The organism is Sorangium sp. So ce693, from assembly GCF_051521375.1.
In the GTDB taxonomy this organism is placed as follows: domain Bacteria; phylum Myxococcota_A; class Polyangia; order Polyangiales; family Polyangiaceae; genus Sorangium; species Sorangium atrum.
On sequence record NZ_CP150347.1, the window covers coordinates 9,808,714 to 9,827,665 of the forward strand.

The 18,952-nt window shown below is 70.1% G+C and carries 12 protein-coding genes; 3 read left to right on the forward strand and 9 right to left on the reverse strand.

The window, feature by feature from the left end; translation table 11 throughout:
* The first annotated feature begins 576 nt into the window (after positions 1-576).
* On the forward strand, positions 577-2,751 hold the full coding sequence (locus tag WMF14_RS36650) for an OmpA family protein (RefSeq protein WP_437793840.1): 2,175 nt from the start codon (positions 577-579) through the stop codon (positions 2,749-2,751).
* 66 nt (positions 2,752-2,817) lie between these two features.
* Here the strand turns inward: WMF14_RS36650 and WMF14_RS36655 are convergent, their stop codons facing one another.
* Both WMF14_RS36655 and WMF14_RS36660 read right to left on the reverse strand, forming a co-directional pair.
* Positions 2,818-3,723 carry a hypothetical protein gene (locus tag WMF14_RS36655; protein ID WP_437793843.1) on the reverse strand — a complete coding sequence of 302 codons (906 nt, stop codon included), beginning with the start codon at positions 3,721-3,723 and terminating at the stop codon, positions 2,818-2,820.
* Between the two features lie 277 nt (positions 3,724-4,000).
* Positions 4,001-4,723: an SAM-dependent methyltransferase gene (locus tag WMF14_RS36660; RefSeq protein ID WP_437793845.1), complete on the reverse strand. Its 723-nt coding sequence runs from the start codon at positions 4,721-4,723 to the stop codon at positions 4,001-4,003.
* A 194-nt stretch (positions 4,724-4,917) separates the two neighbouring features.
* On the opposite strand from WMF14_RS36660, the gene WMF14_RS36665 reads away from it, so the two are divergent.
* A complete protein-coding gene (locus tag WMF14_RS36665; protein WP_437793848.1) occupies positions 4,918-6,615 on the forward strand; it encodes a GAF domain-containing protein in 1,698 nt (565 codons plus the stop codon).
* 148 nt (positions 6,616-6,763) lie between these two features.
* Here the strand turns inward: WMF14_RS36665 and WMF14_RS36670 are convergent, their stop codons facing one another.
* From WMF14_RS36670 to WMF14_RS36690, 5 genes are all read right to left on the reverse strand, one after another.
* Positions 6,764-10,462 carry a caspase family protein gene (locus WMF14_RS36670; protein WP_437793851.1) on the reverse strand — a complete coding sequence of 1,233 codons (3,699 nt, stop codon included), beginning with the start codon at positions 10,460-10,462 and terminating at the stop codon, positions 6,764-6,766.
* Between the two features lie 58 nt (positions 10,463-10,520).
* Positions 10,521-12,689: a caspase family protein gene (locus WMF14_RS36675; RefSeq protein WP_437793854.1), complete on the reverse strand. Its 2,169-nt coding sequence runs from the start codon at positions 12,687-12,689 to the stop codon at positions 10,521-10,523.
* Between the two features lie 103 nt (positions 12,690-12,792).
* Positions 12,793-13,575, reverse strand: coding sequence for a M12 family metallopeptidase (locus WMF14_RS36680; protein WP_437793857.1), 783 nt, complete (start codon positions 13,573-13,575; stop codon positions 12,793-12,795).
* A gap of 444 nt (positions 13,576-14,019) precedes the next feature.
* Complete coding sequence (locus WMF14_RS36685) at positions 14,020-15,750, reverse strand: hypothetical protein (RefSeq protein ID WP_437793859.1); 1,731 nt, start codon at positions 15,748-15,750, stop codon at positions 14,020-14,022.
* Between the two features lie 203 nt (positions 15,751-15,953).
* Entirely contained in the window at positions 15,954-16,742 is a 789-nt protein-coding gene (locus WMF14_RS36690) for a penicillin-insensitive murein endopeptidase (RefSeq protein WP_437793862.1), read from the reverse strand.
* Positions 16,743-16,967: 225 nt separating this feature from the next.
* Between WMF14_RS36690 and WMF14_RS36695 the strand changes: the two genes are divergently transcribed.
* On the forward strand, positions 16,968-17,825 hold the full coding sequence (locus WMF14_RS36695; RefSeq protein WP_437793865.1) for a CvfB family protein: 858 nt from the start codon (positions 16,968-16,970) through the stop codon (positions 17,823-17,825).
* A 79-nt stretch (positions 17,826-17,904) separates the two neighbouring features.
* Here WMF14_RS36695 and WMF14_RS36700 read toward each other — a convergent pair whose 3' ends face one another.
* The gene (locus tag WMF14_RS36700) at positions 17,905-18,366 is read right to left on the reverse strand and encodes a formylglycine-generating enzyme family protein (protein WP_437793867.1); all 462 of its coding nucleotides are present in this window, start codon (positions 18,364-18,366) and stop codon (positions 17,905-17,907) included.
* An 8-nt stretch (positions 18,367-18,374) separates the two neighbouring features.
* The gene (locus tag WMF14_RS36705) at positions 18,375-18,845 is read right to left on the reverse strand and encodes a Dps family protein (protein WP_012239415.1); all 471 of its coding nucleotides are present in this window, start codon (positions 18,843-18,845) and stop codon (positions 18,375-18,377) included.
* Positions 18,846-18,952: the final 107 nt, after the last annotated feature.

Consider the following 18,952-nt stretch of genomic DNA (forward strand, 5'->3'; position numbering starts at 1 on the left):
TCTCGAACCAATCGCGGAGCGCCGCGCGCCCGCTCGGCCCACGAAGACGTACTCCTTTTCGATCTTCATCCAGAGGAGTTCGTGCCGCTCCGCGGAGAGCGCGTCGCGCGCTCACGCGCCGTCCGCCGGCAAGGAAAGGTTTAACGCAGGGGGAGCGCCCCTGGGAGCAACAAATCTGTCGCGAATCCGGTGAGCGGCGGCGCGAGCACGACGACCTCGTACGAGGCGGACGACGCCGGGAGCGGAGGTGGGAGCTGCCTGCATCGTTGCAGGTCCCGCTGCGCTGATGAGCAACATCTCCCGCTGTAGCGCCCGCGCCCTACCTCAGGCTCAAGCCCTGGCCTCGCCGATCCGCTGGCGCGCGGGCGGTGACGCCAGCGCGGCGGCCGCGGCTTAGCGGCCGCAGGTCCGGCGGCAGGGATAGGCCGGGCGGTATGCGCCTTCGCCGCGGCCGGGCGAGCCGGGAGCTGCTGCGCCGCCGCCGTGCTCGACCGCTTGCCGTCGATCGGCGTCGGGTACACTGCCGGCGCACCAGCGCCTCCACCTACTTCCTACTTCTCCACGGAACTCGCCCCCATGAAGCACGCGTTCCTCGCGGCGCTCTCGCTGGCCCTCAGCGCGTGCGCCGGACCGCTGGCGAAAGGGCCGTCGGTCGATCTCCGCCTGCGGCACGTCGTCCTGTACCAGAACGGCCTCGGTTACTTCGAGCGCACCGGCGTCATGTCGGGCGAGCGGCTCACGCTCCGGTTCCGGGAGCGCGAGGTCGACGACGTGCTGAAGAGCATGGTGGTCGTCGAGCAAAACCTCGGGCCGAACGAGACCCCCTCCACCGTGAGCGCGCTCTTGCCGCGCTCCGGGCAGGCGAGCGGACCCGAGGAGCCCACCGAGCTCGAGCTCGTCTTCTCGCCGGCCGCGCGGAGGCCCGTGTCGATCGCGTACGCGGTGCCGACCGCCGCCTGGAAGGCGACCTACCGCGTGATCCTGCCGGCCAAGGGGCAGAAGGAGAAGCGGGCGCTCCTCCAGGCCTGGGCGCTCATCAGCAACATCGGCGACGAGGACTGGAGCGAGGTCGACGTGACGCTCGCGACGGGCGCGCCGCTCTCCTACGTCTCGAACCTGCGCGCGCCGGCGATGCTCGACAGGCCGGAGCTGAAGGGCGTCTACGACGGCGAGGGCGGCGCGCTCGCCCCCGTGCTCGCAGAGCGCTCGCCCGGGCCCGACACCGACCGAGACGGCGTGCTCGACCACGAGGACGCCTGCCCGCGCGAGCCCGGCTCGGCGAGCCCGCAACCCGACCGGCACGGCTGCCCGCACGCGGTCCGCGTCGCCAGCAGCAGCGAGATCCAGATCCTGACCGCCGTGCCCTTCGACAAGGGCTCGGACGTCATCCCGCCGCGCGCGAGGCCGCTCATCGAGGAGCTCGCGCGCACGCTCAAGAGCGTCCCGCACCTCCGCGCGTTCGAGGTCGAGGGGCACGCGTCGTCCGACGAGGCCGGCGCGGCGGATCTCGCGGCCCGGCGCGCCGCGGCCGTGCGCGCGGCGCTCCTCCAGCTCGGGGTCACGGCCGAACTCGTGACGCGCTCGCACGGCACCCAGATGCCCCTCGTCGCCGGCGACACCGAGGAAGCCCGGCAGCGCAACCGCCGCGTCGCCCTGCGCGCCCTGGACGTCGGGCAGCCGCAGGCCCCCAGCCGGGGGCGCGAGGCGCCGGCCGTCACGCCCGAGGCGATGGAGAAGGTGCCGGAGGGCGCGGCGAGCGTGGACGCCGTGGCCGGGGCCTTCCGGTACGCGATCGCGAACCCGGTGACGCTCCCGAAGAAGTCGTCGGCGCTGATCACGCTCATCAACCGCCCGGTCGCGGGCGCGGACGTCCTCCTGTTCCGCCCCGATCCCGCGGCGCCCGCGAGCGCGACCCACCCCTTCCGCGCCGCGCAGATCGAGAACCGGAGCGCGCTCGGTCTCCAGCCCGGATCCGTGTCGATCTTCTCCGGCGGGACCTTCGTGGGCGAGGGGGCGCTCACGCGCCTTTTGCCCGGGGAGAGCGCGACGATCCCGTACGCCATCGACAGCTCGACCGAGGTGCGCGCGACGAGCATGACCACGGATGTGCCGGTGCGGTTCGTGTCGCTGTCCCGCGGCGCGCTGCGCGTGGAGGATCGGTACCGGCGCGTGACGGTCTACGATGTGAGGCCCGGCCGGGACGTGCCGGAGACATTGCTCATCCGCCACGCGAGGGCGACAGGGTTCGAGCCGCAGGGCCTCGCAGGGTGCACGGACGCGACGCCGGACGCCTGCCTCGTCGAGAAGAAGCTCGCGCCCGGCGCGCCCCAGAAGGTCGTGGTCGAGGAGACGCGGGTGTCTCAGAGCGAGATCCCGCTCGTCCAGGCCGACAGCGAGCGGCTCTCGCTCTACCTGAAGGGCTCGAGCCTCCCGGCCGAGCTCCGCGCGAGGCTGGACCGCGCGCTCGCGCTCCGGCGCGCGCTCGACGCGGCGAACGACGAGCTCGACCCGCTGCGGCGGAGGCGCTCCGAGCTGATCGACCGCGCCGCCGAGCTGCGCGAGAGCCTGAGGACCATCGAGCGCACGCCCCAGGCCGGCAAGCTCCGCCAGACCATGCTCGACCGGCTCGCCGAGGTGACCCGACAATCGGAGGAGATCGGCGCGAAGATCACCCAGCGCATCGAGGACGTGGCCATGGCGCGCGCCGAGCTCGACGACACGCTCCGCGATCTGGTCATCGAAGGTCGGTGAGCGGCGGCGACTCGCCCTCTCGACCCGGCGCGCCTCGCTGACGAAGCGCGCCAGAACGCCTCCGCCTCATTCGGTGGTGCAGTCGGGCGCCGAGCTCGGGTCGGCCACCCACGCCGCGAGGCGCGCGGTCCCGGCGTCGCCCCACGCGTCGTGAGCGAGCTGGTTGAGCCGGCACCACTCATGACGCGTCTGCTGGATCGCGAGCGACTTCGCCGCGAGGTGCTGCTCGACGCGATCGGTTAAGGAGGTCTTGTCCTTGCTGAGCTCGTCGTGGGTCATCGCCACCGGGGGCGGACAGTGGTCGCCTGGCTCGTAGTCGACGGTGCCCGAGACAAGGCCGTAGGCGGTCGTCCGCCGCTGGCGGAAGGTCACGATCGCGTACTCCGGGTACGGCGCATCGTCGTCGCGCGTCACCGCCGTCTCCCTCGGCTTCTTGCCCTGCACAACGATGAAGCCCGTCGAAGGCACGGCGGAGTACGGCGTGAGCGCGGGGAACGCCGTGAGCGACTGGTCCACGAGGACGTCGCCGCCGAGCTCGACCCAGTTCGTGTGTGCGTAGAAGTCCTGCACCGCGTGAAGCGAACGGGAAAACGCCAGCAATGCCAGCGCATCGCCGTCCAGCTGCGCGATGCCCGGGCCCAGCGCCGCCACCGCCTCGGCTTGCTTCTCGGCGATGAAGGCGGCTCCTCCGCTGAAGTTGCAGTCATCGAAGTGGGCAGCATTGCTGAAGTGGAACTCGGCGTCCGTCGACACATTGCCGATCTTCAGAGCGCTGATCACCGCAGGCTTCAGGAACGACAGCGCCGTGCTGGTGATCTCCTCGTGGTTCGGCTCCCCCGGCGCCGTTGAAAACGCATCGGCGCTCTCCTCGATCGCCTCGGCTGTTCCAGGCTCGCCGGCGCAGCCGAGCGTCAGCGAGAACCCCACGACTCCCACGATGAACGCGGCGTGTCGATGTACGTCTTGCAGCATGTCTTGCGGCATGTCTTACGTAACTGCAAAGCGCGATCCAGGCGTGCGGGCTGAGCGTTCGTCGAGAGAAACGAGCGGAAGGAGCTTGCGTGAACGCGCTTGCGCCCGATGAGCGCACCTCATCGCCTGTCGTTCCCTTCCACGCGCGAACCGCGCGCGTGCCTCACTGCGGCGTTCTGCCACGCTTCTCCCGTACCGTCGCGTCGAGCTCTGCCAGGTTGACGAGGAGCAACATCGGGCGGAGCCGCGGCCCCGCGTGTCGCCGCGTGTCGCCGCGTCACGCGCCGAGCGTGGATGGCTCGTAGCGCGTCACCCAGGTCTTGATTTGCAGCTCGCAGAAGATCAGGCGAGGCGCAATGAAGCCTGCCTGGGCCAGGAGCGCGAAGACCTCGGCGTCCGAGGCCGGCATCTTCAACGACGCCATGGCCTTCCGTCGTTGCTCCGCCGCCTCGGGCGGCCGCCCCTCCGCGAGGGCCCGCCGGTCCTCGACGGCCCTCAGCAGCGGATCGTCTCCAGTCCGACAGCCGATCACGAAGGGCGCCCCCGGCTTCAGGCGCCCTGCGACCTCCCGCAAGAGCTCGATGCGCGCCTCATCGCCCGGGACGTGGTGCAGGACGCCGATCATCTGGGCGCCGTCGAACAAGGGCCCGCGCGCGAGATCGCGCAGCTCGCAGGCATGCAGGCTCGTCCGCTCGAGGAGGCCTTCCGCCGCGAGCTTCTCTCTCGCGACGGCGAGCATCTCCGGCGAGGGATCGACGCCCGTGAAACGAACGCCGGCCCCCGCATAACGCGCGAAAGGCTTCAGCTCGCTCCCGGTCCCGACGCCGACGATCAGCAGCGACGCGGCCTCCTCGTCGGGGAGCGCGGCGACCATCACCTCGGCGATGACCTGCTGCATGACGCCATAACCCGCCCAGAAGCGGCGCACCTGGTCGTCGTAGCTCAATGCTCGCTCGCGCCCGAAGCCAACTGCGTGTTTCTCATGCTCGTCCGTCTTCATCACGCCTTCTCCTCGGCGGACGGTCGCCCGGACCGCCTTCAGCAGAGGAGTATCACCCGTCGTGCAGCCTCGACATGGCGGCGATTTCGATCCGACCGGCGGGGCTTTCTGTCGCGACCGCCGCGGGTGCAGGCGCAGTAGGGCGATGAATGCGTCAGGTTCCACCTGGCGCGAACCAGACGTAGCATGGACGGATGACGGACTCAGACGACCGCCGATCGCCCGCGGCGCGCGACGGGACACGCGATGAAATCCCTGCGCCGCTGGCGTCCCGGCAAGCGCCCACGATCACGTCAGGGCCGGACGGACACCAGCACGGACAGCCGGCGAGCGACGGGGCGCGTGAGGTCGGCGGGACGCCGGCGCCGCTCGATCTCGTGCCCGCCATGATCGCGGCGACCCGCGCGATCACGTGCGCGACCGACGAGGCGTCCCTGTTCACGGCGGCCGTCGAGAGCCTGTCCTGCCTGGGCCACGACGCCTTCTACCTCAGCAGGTTCTGCGACGACGCGAACAGCGTCCTGGAGATCGTGGGCGTCTGGAAGCGCGGCGGCGCGCCGCCCGTCCCGGCCGGCACGCGCCTGCAGCGCTCGGCCTACCCCGGCCTGGAGAAGATCGCCGCGGGCGACCCGATCCTGTACGAGGACTGCGCCACCGACCCGCGTCTCCACGAGACGACGCGGCGCCTCATGGTCGACAAGATGGGCATTCTCTCGATGGCGCTGTTCCCGCTCATGCACGGCGACCGGCTCCTCGGCTCCCTGTCGGCCAACTACGGCGCGCCTCACGTGTACTCGCCGGAGGAGCGGCAGCTCTTGACGCTCGTCGCCCAGCTCTCGGCCGTGACGCTGCTCGGCATCCGGAGCCGCAAGCAGATCGACGAGAAGGTCCGGCTGGTGGAGGCGCTCTACCGCGCCGGCGACGCCGTCGCCGTGATCTCCGAGGAGGCGCCGCTGCTCGACAGGACGGCAGAGCTCCTGGTGAACGAGGTCGGCTACGTGATCAGCTGGATCGGGCTCGTGGACCCCGAGCGCGGCGCGCTCGCCTCCCGCGCCGGGCTCGGCAGGAACTTCGGAGTTGATCTCTCCATCGTGCACCCGCTGGACAGCCCTCGGAGCGCGGCGGTCGCGGCGTTTCATCAGGGCCATCCGGTGGTGCGCCACGATCTCCACGAGCGCCGCGAGGCCGAAGCCTGGGGTGAGGCCGCCACGAACGCCGGCCTGCGGACCGGGGTGTACGTGCCCCTCCGCGCGGGCGGAGAGGCGCTCGGGGTGCTGGGCGTCGGCAGCTCGGACGAGCGCATCACCGAGGACGAGGTCGCGCTCATCGCCGCGTTCGGGAACCAGCTCGCCGCCGCGATCCTCCGGGCGCGGAGGGACCGGGAGCGGACCGAGCAGCTCGCGCAGCTCGAGCAAGCCTACGACCACCAGGCGCGGCTGCTCGAGGTCGTGCGCGAGCTCTCGACGCCCGTCATCCCGGTCCACGACGGGATCCTTGTGCTGCCGCTCGTGGGCACGGTCGACTCGAACCGGAGCGCGCAGATCATGGGCTCGCTGCTCTCCGCGATCGAGCGCGAGCAGGCCTCGGTCGTCCTCATCGACGTCACCGGCGTCCCGATGGTGGACACGGGGGTCGCCGACCATCTGCTCCGGGCCGTCCGCGCGGCGGCGCTGCTCGGCGCCGAGGTCGTGCTCGTCGGCATCGCGCCCACCGTCGCGCAGACCATCGTGCAGCTCGGCGTGGACCTGAGCGGCGTGACCACCCGCGGTGATCTCCAGGCGGGCATCGCCCACGCCTTGCGGCGGCGGGGCCTGGAGATCCGCCCGCTCCAGGCCGCGGCGGCGGCGCCGCCGCCCGGCGCCGGCGGAGCCAGGCTCCGCAAGGTCCGGTGAAGCGCTCGCGAGAGGAGGAAGCCTCCACAACGCGGATCACGTGGACGCCGAGCGTGTTTCGTTGCCAGGGATCGAGCGCGGATACCGCGATCTCAACCTGGGTCGCCCGCGAGGCGCTTCGCCGCGACTTGCCCGCCTTTGCTAGACCTCAGGCAATCGGACCGCGCGCCTGGCGGATGCTCTCCGCCATCATCGCCGCGATGCGGCGAGCGAGCGCGTCCACGGCGTCGGCGCGCCCTTCCACCATGCGGTCGAGCGCGCGCTGGTGGTCGTGGAACAAGCGCACCGTCACGCGGATCGAGCCGTCAGCCGCACGGCGGTAACGCCCCGCCGGACGGAGCGAATCCGGCACCCCGGTGGCATCGACGAACACGAACGGCGGGGGCTGCCCCTCCGCCAGATCGCGTAGCGCCTCATCGACGTCCATGCCGAGCGCGAGCCCGTCGTCCATTTCCTCTTCATCCTGGAACGAGCTGCGCTCGACGAGCGGCAGAGGCACGGCGAGACGGAAGCTCCCGGGCCGCGCCGCGTCGACCGCTCCGATGACGAAGCTGGACCCTCCCGCGGGCACCGCCAGCAACGGGCGCTGTACGCCGCCGATCCCCTTGGCCAGGAGCGGCACCTGATCCACGACGTAGTTGTAGAGCTCGCCGACGCCGATGAGGTTGCCCCCGTGCAGCGCCGCTCCGCGCATGCCGGACAGCAGCGCGTAGGTGAGCAACCCCTGCGCATAACGGCTCGCCTCGTAGCTCACCGCGTCGGCCGCCGCCCCCGCGAGCAACCACAGCCCGGTTCGGTCCCTCATCCGCTCGAGCACGCGCTGGTAGCTCGACGGCACCTCGCGCTCCTCCGTCAGATCCTTGAGGAACCGCCCGGCGTGGCAGGTGTCGAGCAGCACCACCTGCTTGAGCGCCGGCACGCGCTTGATCCACTTTGTCAATTCCTGGCTAGAGAGCGCGCTGGCGCGCCAGACCACGGGATCGGCGTACGCTCGCTCCACCGCGTCCTGGGTCAGATAATAGAACTCGTCCTCCTTCCCCTCATTGACCTGCACGCCATGACCCGACAGATACACCACCAGGACGTCCTCCGACTTCGCGCCTTCGGCCCACCTGAAGGCGGCCTCTATGTTCGCGCGCGTCGGCCACTCCGCGGTGTCGCCGGAATCCGTGCTCAGCACTTTGACCTTCACGCGGTCCCCGAACAACGGCTCGGCGACGAACCGCAGCGCCTTCCCGAAGTCCGCGGCGTCCTTACCAGCGTAGGCCAAGCGGAGACTGGGGCCCTGGTACCGCGAGATGCCGACGATGATGCCCCACAGCATGGGCGGCGCGCGCCCCGGCGTACCGGCCGCCGCGAAGCGCGATTCGCTGCCGCGGCTCGCCAGCACGTCGTCAGCGTCCATCGCCACGACCGTGACTCGATTGCTGGCGTCGCCTTGGTGCAGGTAGGGGTGGCCGGCGAGCGAGAACTCGAACGAAATCTCGCGAATGGCACCCGTCGCCTCGTCACGGAGCGCGTCGACCCAGAACTCCTGACGGCGCCCTTCCGCCACCAGGAACGGCCGACCAGACTCGTCCTGCGCGAGGCGGCCGACGAGCGCCTCTTTGCCGTTGATGGCGATCTGTATCGTTCCGAATCCGCCACCTTGGTCGCGCAGCTCCACGTACAGCGTCGGCCCCTTCGCTTCGTGCTCCAGGATCGTTCGGGCTCCGCTGCCCTGACCACCCAGCTCCACGTGCACCGTCGGCCTCCTCGGCCCCCTCTCCAGGATGGTCGTCCTCACCAACGGAAACAGCTTTGGCGCGAGCTGCGTCACAGCGCGCACCGGCTCCGCGCGGAGCTGCATTTTCTTGGCGAGCAGCGCCGGATCGTAATAACGCAGCTTGAGCTGCGAGAGCGCGAGCGGCTCCAGATCGAGCAGCCAGTGGAGCCCCGCCGCCTCACCATCTTGCGACGTGTCGTAGCGACCCTCGTCGTCAGCGACCGCCCATCTCCCGTCGGCCAGCGAGAGCAGCGTGCACAGCCGCGCTGCGACGCCGACCCTCCACAGCTCCACGGTGCCGCTCGCCGTACCGCCGAGCACGAAGCGCCCGTCCGGTGAGAGCGCCGTCGTGGTCGCGTGCGCGATCATCGCGCCCCACTGGCACTCGGCGGTGAGCAGCCATTGTCCGGGGAGCTGCTTCTCGTCAAGCACGTTCACTTGGCCGTCCCGGTGCGTGAGCAGCCAGCGCCCCACCGAGCCCAATCGCTCCACGCGGACCAGAGGATTATTCCGTATGCTCTCGCGCTCGTAATAGCCAATCTCCTCGCCGCTCTGCGCACTGCGAATCACCTGGCCAGGAAGGATGGCTTCGAGTTCCAGCGAGGGCGTCGGCGCCGGCGCGGGGCGCACCTCGGCGAGCCCGCCGGTTCCGGCGTCCCACACGTGCGCCATCCCGTCCTCGCGTGCCACTGTGAAGCGGCGCCCATCAGCGGCGAATTCAATCCAGGTCGGCGCGAGCCGCATCGCCTTGACCGACCACACCACGTCACCGCTTACGCAATCTATGGCGTAAAGCGAGCCGTCTGCCATGCCAACCACCAGCAACGTCAACAGCGCCGAAGGCGACAGATCCGCCGCCTGGATCGCTCCACCGATCATGGCGAGCGCCTGCGCGACCGAAGCGCGCGGCGCGGGCGGTTGGGCGTCGAGCTCCCACAGCTGCACCGCCGCTCCGGGCGACACCGTCAAGAGCAACCGTCCGTCGGTCGAGAGCGCGATCGAGGTCGGCGCGCTCGAGATCGCCAATTCGAGGAGCCGACCCGCGGTGTGCGCGTCCCACACGATCACGACACCCGCCGTGTCGAGCGTGGCAACGCGAGCGCCGTCAGCAGAGAAGGCGGCGGCCCGCACCGGCGCCGCATGCCCTGAAAGTGCCTGGAGCTGGGCCCCCGTCCTTGCATTCCAGAGAATAGCGTCGTGATTGGGCCCCTCCGTGAGCACGAGATCGCCGCGCGGCGAGAACGCCGCCACGGTCGCCGTCGGGTCGCTCCGCTCACCGAACCGGCGCGCTGCCTCGACCCTCCCCTCCTTGACGGCCCACACGATCGTCTCCGCGCCCGACGTGACGAGCCTCGCACCGTCCGACGAGAACGCAGCGAATCGCACCTTGCGCAGTCTGAACGGAGCGTGCAGAGATAGCCACTTCATCTCATCCAGCAGCGGATAACGGATCGCCGCCCCTTCGCCGCCCACGACGACCATTTGCCTTCCGTCAGGCGACAGGGCCACGCCGGCCGGCTCGCCCATCTTCGCGGAATCAAGCCAGAAGGTGTAGAGCTCGTCACCCGTCGCCGCGGCCCATGAGATGGCGCGCCCGTCGCCAGCTGCGGTGATCAGCCGCGAGCCGTCGGCGCTGAAAGAGATCAGGCGAATCAGGCCGCTGTGTCCCGTCTGCGCCACCAGCTCTAACTTCTTGCCGCCCACCAGCGCCACGCGCGACATCCCCGCCGTTAGGCCACCAAGCAGCGCTTTGATGAGCGCGCTACCCAACCATTTCGCGATCACGATGGCACGAAACAGCCGGTTTTCCTCGCGCGCGTCGCCGCCATCGCGCGCGGCCTTCATTCGCGCGGCCAGATCGATTACCGTGGCGAGATGCGCCGCCAATCGCTCGATTTTGCGCTGCAGCTCCTCCCGGGCGAAGCGCCCGGTCAGGAGTCTTTTTTTCCCCTTTTTCCGTGCCTCTTCCATCTCGCGGATGGCCTCGTCGACGAATGCATCACGGACCGCACGTTCCGGCAAATCAACGAACACATGGAGAGTGCCACACTGGAGGCCATACAGATCATGCCGGGATATCATGAGTTCCTCTCTCCCGTGGCCACTCGTCACCGCCCCCCGCCATCGACCCGAAGCCGCTCTATTTCGCCGTCATTCGCACCACCACGACGTCCGCGGTCCAGCGCTCCGATGCGCCGCGCGCGTGCTCGCCCTTTTCCTCGACTCCGCTCGCTATCTCGGCGAAGGACGTATCACGCCTGAGGTAATCGAGCGACGCTGTGTTGTTCGTCGTCGCGATTGCCACGAAGCGATCCACCCCGAGCGATTGCCCCGCCGCGAGCGTCGCGCACATCGGATCCCCGAGGACGCCGGAGGAAGACCAGAAGGTCGCGCGGCTCTTCCTTGCGATGAGGTAGCGGCTCGCGTAGATGCTCACGCGCCCCTCGCCGTCGCAATTGACGAGCGTGACCCACAGGTCGATGTCCGAGGTATTCTCGATCTGGATACAGTAGCAGTCTCCGAGCGTGATCCACCTGTCGTTCACCGTGTCGAAGCGGCCCGCCTTCACCTCGTAATTGGGCCGCCTGCCTGGCTGCAGCGCTGGCAGCGGCGGGTTCTGGGCCAGCTCCGGCGGCAGCACTCCGATCTGCTTGTTGCAATCGAGGAGCGTCATCTGGAGGCAATGCTCTAGATCGGCGCAGTTGCGCGCGATTCGCAGGGGCGCGGCGTAGAGGTAATAGTGCTCCACCAGAGCGACCGCGATGTCCCTGGCGTCGGCCGGCGGCGCGGTGTTCGCCAGGAACGGCAGCGTCGGCAGGGGCGGCCCCGGCTCCTCCCCGGTCCCGTAGATGTCGTCGGTGATCGCCCAGGACTTGTCCGAGCGCTGCACCACCGTGATCTGGCCCTTGTCCCCCGCCTGCGCGATCTTCAGGAACGGCGAGGCGGCGAGCCGGTTCGCCATCGCCTCGTCGTGCGGCGCGAGCGCCACGACGAGCTTCGCTGCCTCGCCGGGCCGGATCAATCGACCGCGCATGAGCGCGCTCGGCGGCGGCGAAGGCGGGGGCATCGCAGGATCGGCCTTCGCAGACGACGTCGCGGGGGCGGTCGAAATCACGCGAACGAGGCCGATTCGCTCTCTCACATCCTCTGGCGTGCCGACCGGCGGAAACACCGCCGTCGCGCCTGGCGTCCCTAGCTCCGGATAGAGCGCCACGACCGCGCCTTCGGTGACGCCCACCAGGGATCCAGCGTTGAGTCGATAGGTCGCGCTCGCCGCATCGAAGGTCACGGAATAGCCGATGTCTCCCTCCTCCGGCGGCCCGCCGAACACCCGTCTCACCGGGGAGCTCGAGAGCCACGGGTGCTGATTCGCGTTCAGCGCCTCCACCTTGGCGACCACCGTGCGCCAGATCTGGCCCCAGCGCAGCTCCGACAGCGTGGTATCCTCGAGCGCGCTCAGCTGATCCACGAGCGCGCGCGTGAGCAGGCCATGCGTCTTTTGCTGCCGGCCTGGTGCGGGAGGCTCACCGCCGCTGCCGTCCGACTCGCGGGCCCGCTCGTCGTCGAGGCAGGCCGCTACCACCATGAAATCGCCCGCACCGACGCCCAGCCTCCTCGCTGCACCTCGCTCCCCCGTCGCCGGGGGCGGCGCGACCTCGGGCCGAAGCACGAACGGCCGCGGCGACTCGACGAACCGCGGGCGTACCCCCTTCTCCGGCACCTCCCGCGTCGCCCCCGCGGAGAAGCAACAATCGAGCACCACCGTCACGGCCGGCGTTCGCTCCGCGATCCTCCCGAGCAGCCTGTTCAGCTCCCAATCGAAGAGGAGCCTCTCCCCATCCGCCATATTGCTGTCCGTCGCCAGCAGCGCCTCGCGATAATAGCGACTGTTGTCCCTCGGATCGATCACCTCGCTGCGCGTGCCGTGACCGGAGTGATAGATGAACACCCGGTCGCCCGGCTGCACCTCATCCCCGAGCGCGGTGAGCGCCGCGATCAGGTTCGCCTGGGTCGGCGCCTGCGTCGGCACCGTCGTCGGCCGCGGCGGGCCGCCGCGCAGGGGGGCGGCGAACCGCTTTATCCGATTCGCCGGCACGCCCAGCCGATTCAGCAGCAACTCCTGGATCTCGTCGATGTCATTGACGCAGCCGCGGAGCGGGGAGACTCCGCCGGAGTAAACGTCGATACCGATCAGCACCACGTGGAGGCTCGCCGCAGCGCGCTCCGCGTGCGGGGAGAGCGGGATCTCGGGCCGCCTCATTGCCCTGGGAGCGCGGGGAGCAGCTGGCTTGGTCTTCCTGGTCTTCATGGCGAACCTTCATAGTAGGGGACTACCGAGCGTCAATCCGCCACGCGCGACGGACGCGCGCGCGGCGGACGCCTACGGCACCAGCGCTCGGCTCGGCTCAGCGCTAGGGCTTCGGATATTCGCGCGCGACGAAGGCGTAGTCGCTGTCGCTGATCGTCACTCCGCCGAGGATCGGTCTCCCGCTCTTCGTGCACTCGCCGGGGATCTGGTAGGCCATGATCGATTCCTCATCGGGCCTGGCCGTGCCGAAGATCGAGCTCTCCTCGAGCGGCGTCAGCACCTGGAAAATCACGTCTTCTCGGCTCCAGCCCTGGGTCCGCATGAAGTAGGCGATCGTCCTCTCGAAATCGAGGCGCTCGACGATCTGCGCGCGGAGGTGCTCGTGCGGGAACCCCAATGTGTGGCCGAACTCGTGTGGAACGACCCGTTCGAACTCGGAATCCGGCGTGTTCAGCGTGAACCCTTGGAGGTTCATCGTCTGCTGACCCGGGTGGTTGAGAATGTCGATGCCGAGCCACGACCAGTAGCCCCCTTCGCCACGCGCGAGGCGGACGTCCGCGCTCGCCGCGTAGGACTGCGTCTCGACGAATTGGATATTTCCAGTCCTGTTCCACATGTTCGCGTACGCGAGGATTTTGCGCCGCAGCGCGGGCTCCGGATTGTCGAGGAAGCCGACGCTGAGCCTCACCCCCGTCTTCGGCCACCGTAGCCTGATGACGAGCGCAAGCCTGCCGTGCTCGGTGGGATCGATGTCGTCGATATTGAAGCCCGGCGGCAGGTTGTCCGGACGAACGGCCTTCGCCTGCACGGCCAGCTCCTTCCATTTTTCCGGCGGCGGAAGCTTGGGAATGCAGACCGGGACCTGACTTGCGAACGAGTTTTTCATGGCGACCCTCCGATACGACCCTGCTGGAACGCTCCTTTCTTAAGGCGAGCCGACCGCAAAGCACAGCTCCCCGGTGCTCACCGTCGCGCGTCGGCTCTCTTCGGTGCCGCGCTCCACTCCCGGAGAGCCTGTCAATGCGCAAAGGTGACTTCGAGAGAGAGCGGCGGCTATCCGCCAGGCAGGAAGGCATCACGGAGAATGTGGGAGGAGATGCATTCTCCGTCGTCGATCACGATCCATCTTGCGAACGGCCCGCTGCGCAACCGCGCGACGGGCGCGGTCGATGTCGACGCCGGCCCGCCCGCAGCGGGCGACGCGACGGCTACCGGCGACGCGTTAGCCGCTCGGCGGTGAATCACTCAGAACAGAATGAAATTCATTGAGATGTCATCCGCGCCCGCCTCGCCGTCGCAGAATTCCTGGCGCGATTTCCGGCACGCAATGCTAGCCGAGCGCCCGCGAGGCGGCCGCGGGGCGGAGGCCCTCGATCAGGGCCGCTCGATAGCGGTGTCGCGCCGCGGAGAGGCGCAGCGCCTCGCCCTCGTCCGCGAGCGACGCAGCCGCCATCGCGGCGTGACCCAGACGCAGGAGCGTGTAGGCGAGGAGATACGCCGGCAGGCGCCGCCCGGGATCATCGCCGGAGCGGCGCCGGTACCGCTCCAGGAAGGCGCGCCGGGCGCCTCGCGGCATCCGCCACTCGACGATGGCGCCGGCGAGATCCCAGGCGATGTCCGCGGGGCCAGGGAGGAAGTGATCGTCGCCGTGCCCGCAGGCGTCCACCTTGACCAGCTCGCCCGAGGCGGATCTGCGCCACTCGTGGGGATCCATCCTGCCATCGACGATCACCGGACGCGCGAGCTCCAGGTGGAGCTCACCCGGGAGCTCCCTCCGCATCTCCAGCGAGAAATTGGTGCGTGCCATCGCCATGAGCTCGTCGGCCTCAGGGCTCGGCACAGGGAAGGCCGAGGCGCGAAAGGCGCAGTAGTCGGCCAGGCGCTCGAGCTCCGCGGCGGACAGCTCATCGGCCTGGAGCGGGCGGCCAGGGAGCCATGGATACGAGAAGAATCCCTGGCCCTCGTCGCGCGGCTCCAGCCCGAAACCAGCCCGGAAGACGCCATGAGCCCGCTCCAGACACTCCGCGCCGTAGCGGCCCATCCCTTCGAACTTGAGGATCCGGCGTTCGTCGCGGGAAAGGTATTTGAGGCGCTCCATGGATGTCCACGAGGGCGGCCAGCGCGATTCGTCCTCGTAGCAGCGGCGGCGCCACGCCCCGGCGCCGATGGGCTCGCCCGCGTCTCCGGGGAGCTGCGCCCCGCCCTCGGCGCGCTCCGAGCGGAAGGACCGCCAGCGGCGGGCGCCGTCCGGCGCGACGAGCGCGTCGGGGTCGGGCGCGCGGGAGCCGAGGAAAACGATGCTCGCGCGCGGGACGCCCGCGCGAACCAGGGAGTCGCCGGCGGCGAGGAACGAGGAGCCGCTGAGGCCCGGCCCCTCGTCGACGACCCAGAACCGCGCTCCCTCGGCGATGCCGTCCTCGACCCAGCGGAGCTGCCCGGCATCGAGCTCGACGCGGCGGTCATAGGGGTGACCTGATGGGCGCACGGTCATGCGCCCGGCCCGGATCCTCTGCCGGCGAAGCGCCGCGGCCGTCACCGCGCTCAGGGTCGTGCCGATGCTGCGGATGCCGACGACCCGGACCGGCGCCGGCGGGGACGCGAGCCGCTCGGCCAGCCGGGCGAAATCGAGCGGGTGGAGCGCGTAGAACGAGAACCCCTCGGGCGGCGAGGTCGAGACGGTCACCGGGACCTCGACGGCCATGAGGGCCTCGGGCGTGGCCAGACGTCTGGCTGGTCGTGGCCCGACGTCGGGCTGTCCGTGGTCAGACGTCGGGCCGTCCGCGATCGCGAGCGCGCCGTCACCGTCGATCAGCGCGGCGGCGAGATCGTCGGTGAGCTGCGCCAGCGCCGAGGCGCCCTCCGCGCCGGCGTCGGTGAGGATGGACTCGAGCTCGCCAGCGCGGATCAAGGCGCGGAGCACCACGTCCCGAGGGCGCTCCGCGCCTCCGGGGCCGGCGATCGCCTGGAGGTCGACCGCGAGCTCGTCGACGAGCCGCCGCCCCGGGACGTCGCGGCGGCCGCTGCGGAACACGTACATGCGGTATCCGGAGCGGTCGTCCATGGCGGGCTCCACGCCTCCCCGCTGCGCGACACGCGACCCGCGCCGCTCGCGGGCCTTCCCAGCGGTAACGTCATGGAACCGGCTCGTCAAGCCGCCGGCCTCGTGCGTGGAGGCGAGCGACGGGCCTGATTCGGTCGTGGCTTGGGCCGGCAGAAGGAGCAGCGCGAGCGGCTCCGGCGCCATCAACCCGTCGATGACTTCGCTCAGAGTGGGCCGCCGGCCGCGAACGCAAAATCGATGTGCACGTGCTCGTCGTGTCGCCACCACACCGGGCCGAGTGGGATCGCCCCTGCGAGGGAGCCCAGCTTGCGGCCCGCGGGGCTCGCGAGCAGCAGCGGCACGTACTCAGGCGCGAGGAAGATCCGCTGGATCCGGAGCTTCCTTGGCCTGGCCTTCTCGTCCAGCGCCGACAGGAGCCGCGCGAGATCGTCGAAATCGATCATCAGCTCGCCCCACCGGCCCTGCGCGTCGAACTCGAGGCCATAACCGAGCTCGTTCCAGGGATAGGTCGACACGTCCGCGGGCCGCCCCGCGCCGTCGCGCAGCGGGACGAAGATATCGACGCTGAGCCCGTTCTGGTGCGTGCGGTGCGGCCAGAACCGGCCGCCATCGCGGTGGCCCGTCTCCCCGACGACGAAGCGCCGCCCTGGCCTGGCGGCCGCGCACGCGGCGAACGCCTCCTCCAGCGCGCCGCGAACGGCGCCGTGCACGTACTGGCGCCCGAGGCTGGCGCCCAGGTAGGAGTAGGTCACGTAGCCGGGCCCCGAGGGGCGGAGCGGGTGCCCGTGCAGCAGCCGGCCGCGCGCGGGGCTGCCAGAGCTCTCAGACGGCGTCGCGCCGTCGAGCCATACGCGGCCGTGCGCCACGACGACGGGCGCGACGAGCAGGAGACCGGCGGCGACCGCGAGTCGCTTCCACGCCCGACGAGACGCGCTCGTCGCGCGCGGAGCCACAGCGGGCGGCGCGCCCCGAAGGACCTGGAAGAGCTTCACCCCGTTCGCCTTCTTAGAAGATCGCTCGCGTCGTTCAAGCGAGAAATGAACCATCAAGGCCGCCGAGAGGACATGCCGCCCTTGGCGTCCCTGGCGCCTTGGCAGCTCACCATTGGCATCTTTCAGGCAGCTTCGACTTCATTTGTGGGATCGGGAGGTCATCGCGTCAAAAAGAGACGCGACCGACCGACCGCGCGCCCTGGCCCTGTGCAAGACTGCGCGCCGATGCCGTACGACCATCTCCTCGGGCGCGTGGTGACCCTGCCGGTGCGGCGGTTCGGCCCGCCGGGCGCCTTCCTCTCGGCCGATCCGGGCGACCTTCGCCCGGACGCGCCGGTGCTCCTCTTGCCGCGCAGCGAGGTGCCCGAGGGCGCCAGGGAGGGAGACGCGCTCGAGGTCTTCGTGTACCTCGACTCCGAGGATCGCCCCATCGCCACGACGCGCCGGCCGAAGGTCACGCTTGGCGAGGTCGCCTTTCTGACGGTCACCGACGTCGCGCCCTTCGGCGCCTTCGTCGACTGGGGCTTGCTCAAGGAGCTGCTCATCCCCCGCGCGGAGCAGACCCGCGACCCGCGGGTCGGCGAGCGGCACCCGGTGGGGCTGCTCGTGGACAGGACCGGGCGCCTCGCGGGGACGATGCGCGTGAGCGAGATGCTGCGCGACGAGGGCGAGTTCGATCTCGACGAGTGGGTCGAGGGCGAGGCGTGGCGCAACGAGCCGGGGATCGGCCTCTTCGTCATCGTCGAGCGCAGGTTCGTCGGCCTGCTCCCCGCCCACGAGCCGCACGCGCTCTCCCGCGGCCAGGCGGCGCGGTTCCGCGTGGCGAGCGTGCTGCCCGACGGGAGGATCGAGCTCTCGCTCCGCGGTCACGCGCACGAGGAGGTCGAGAACGACGCCCAGGCGATCCTCGCGCGGCTCTCGCGCCCGGGCGCGCCGAGGGTCGGCGATCGCTCGAGTCCGGAGGAGATCCGGGCGCTCTTCGGCCTGAGCAAGAAGGCGTTCAAGCGAGCCGTCGGCCGCCTGCTGAAGGAGCGCGCCGTGGCGATCGACGGCGAGGGGTTCCTCGTCAAGAACGCGCGCTGAGCCGGGCGGAAGTCGGAAGTCGGAAGGCGACGCGACGCCCCGCGGCGGACGCCGTGTCCGGAGCGCCGCGCGGGCGACGCTACCTATCCCTCGCGCACCGGGCGCCGATGCCGTAGTAGCGCTCGGCGGGCTTGCTGGGAAGGCGCTCGGACGCCATCAGGCGATCCGGATCGTCCTCGAACGATCCGCCGTGGATGACGCGATCGCCGGTATCGGTCAGGTTCGCGCAGTTGTCGCAGTGATCGATGTCCCCGCTCGAGATCGTATAGCTGTTGCTGTACCCGTCCAGCGTCCACTCCCACAGGCTCCCCGCCAGGTCCGCCTGCCCCCACCGTCCGTCTCCTCCCTCGCTCGATCCCGCGCCGACCTTCAGGATGTCGCCTATCGTGCACGGGCCGCCTGACGATTCCGTGGCCCCGTAGCAGCCGAAGACCGCGTGGTTATCGACGAACGTGTCGCCCCAGGGATACGTGCGCTCCTCGTCGCCGCCGGCCGCTGCGTAGTGCCATTCGGCCTCGCTCGGCCGGCGGTCGCATCGCAACGCGGGGGCTACTCGAGCAGGCTGCGCAGCATCCAGGCGGTCTTCTCGTGGACCTGCAGGCGCTGGGTGATCAGATCGCAGGTGGGCTGATCGTTGGCGTTCTCGGCCACGGGGAAGAGCTCACGCGCCGTGCGCGCGACCGTCTCGTGGCCCTCGACGAGGCGCTTGATCATGTCTGTGGCCTTGGGGACGCCGTCGTCCTCCTTGATGGTCGAGAGCGCGACGAACTGCTTGTAGGTCCCCGGCGCGGGGAGGCCGAGGGCCCGGATGCGCTCGGCGACCAGGTCCACGGCGAGCGCCAGCTCGTTGTACTGCTGCTCGAACATGAGGTGGAGCGTCTGGAACATGGGCCCCGTGACGTTCCAGTGGAAGTTGTGGGTCTTCAGATAGAGCGTGTACGTGTCCGCGAGGACGCGTCCCAGCCCGGCGCCGATCAGCTCGCGGTTCTTCGCATCGATTCCGATATTGATCTCCATCATCGCTCCTCTCGTAGATCGTGTGTTCTTCGCTCGCTGGACCGAATCCGGCGCCGGGAGCGCCCTCCGTGCCCAGTCGTGACGGGCCGCCAACGTTCGTCCTCACGGCC

Coding starts and splice junctions, on each gene's coding strand:
- WMF14_RS36650 (WP_437793840.1), top strand. CDS start 577: ATGAAGCACGCGTTCCTCGCGGCGCTCTCGCTGGCCCTCAGCGCGTGC.
- WMF14_RS36655 (WP_437793843.1), bottom strand. CDS start 3,723: ATGCTGCAAGACGTACATCGACACGCCGCGTTCATCGTGGGAGTCGTG.
- WMF14_RS36660 (WP_437793845.1), bottom strand. CDS start 4,723: ATGAAGACGGACGAGCATGAGAAACACGCAGTTGGCTTCGGGCGCGAG.
- WMF14_RS36665 (WP_437793848.1), top strand. CDS start 4,918: ATGACGGACTCAGACGACCGCCGATCGCCCGCGGCGCGCGACGGGACA.
- WMF14_RS36670 (WP_437793851.1), bottom strand. CDS start 10,462: ATGATATCCCGGCATGATCTGTATGGCCTCCAGTGTGGCACTCTCCAT.
- WMF14_RS36675 (WP_437793854.1), bottom strand. CDS start 12,689: ATGAAGACCAGGAAGACCAAGCCAGCTGCTCCCCGCGCTCCCAGGGCA.
- WMF14_RS36680 (WP_437793857.1), bottom strand. CDS start 13,575: ATGAAAAACTCGTTCGCAAGTCAGGTCCCGGTCTGCATTCCCAAGCTT.
- WMF14_RS36685 (WP_437793859.1), bottom strand. CDS start 15,750: ATGGACGACCGCTCCGGATACCGCATGTACGTGTTCCGCAGCGGCCGC.
- WMF14_RS36695 (WP_437793865.1), top strand. CDS start 16,968: ATGCCGTACGACCATCTCCTCGGGCGCGTGGTGACCCTGCCGGTGCGG.
- WMF14_RS36705 (WP_012239415.1), bottom strand. CDS start 18,845: ATGATGGAGATCAATATCGGAATCGATGCGAAGAACCGCGAGCTGATC.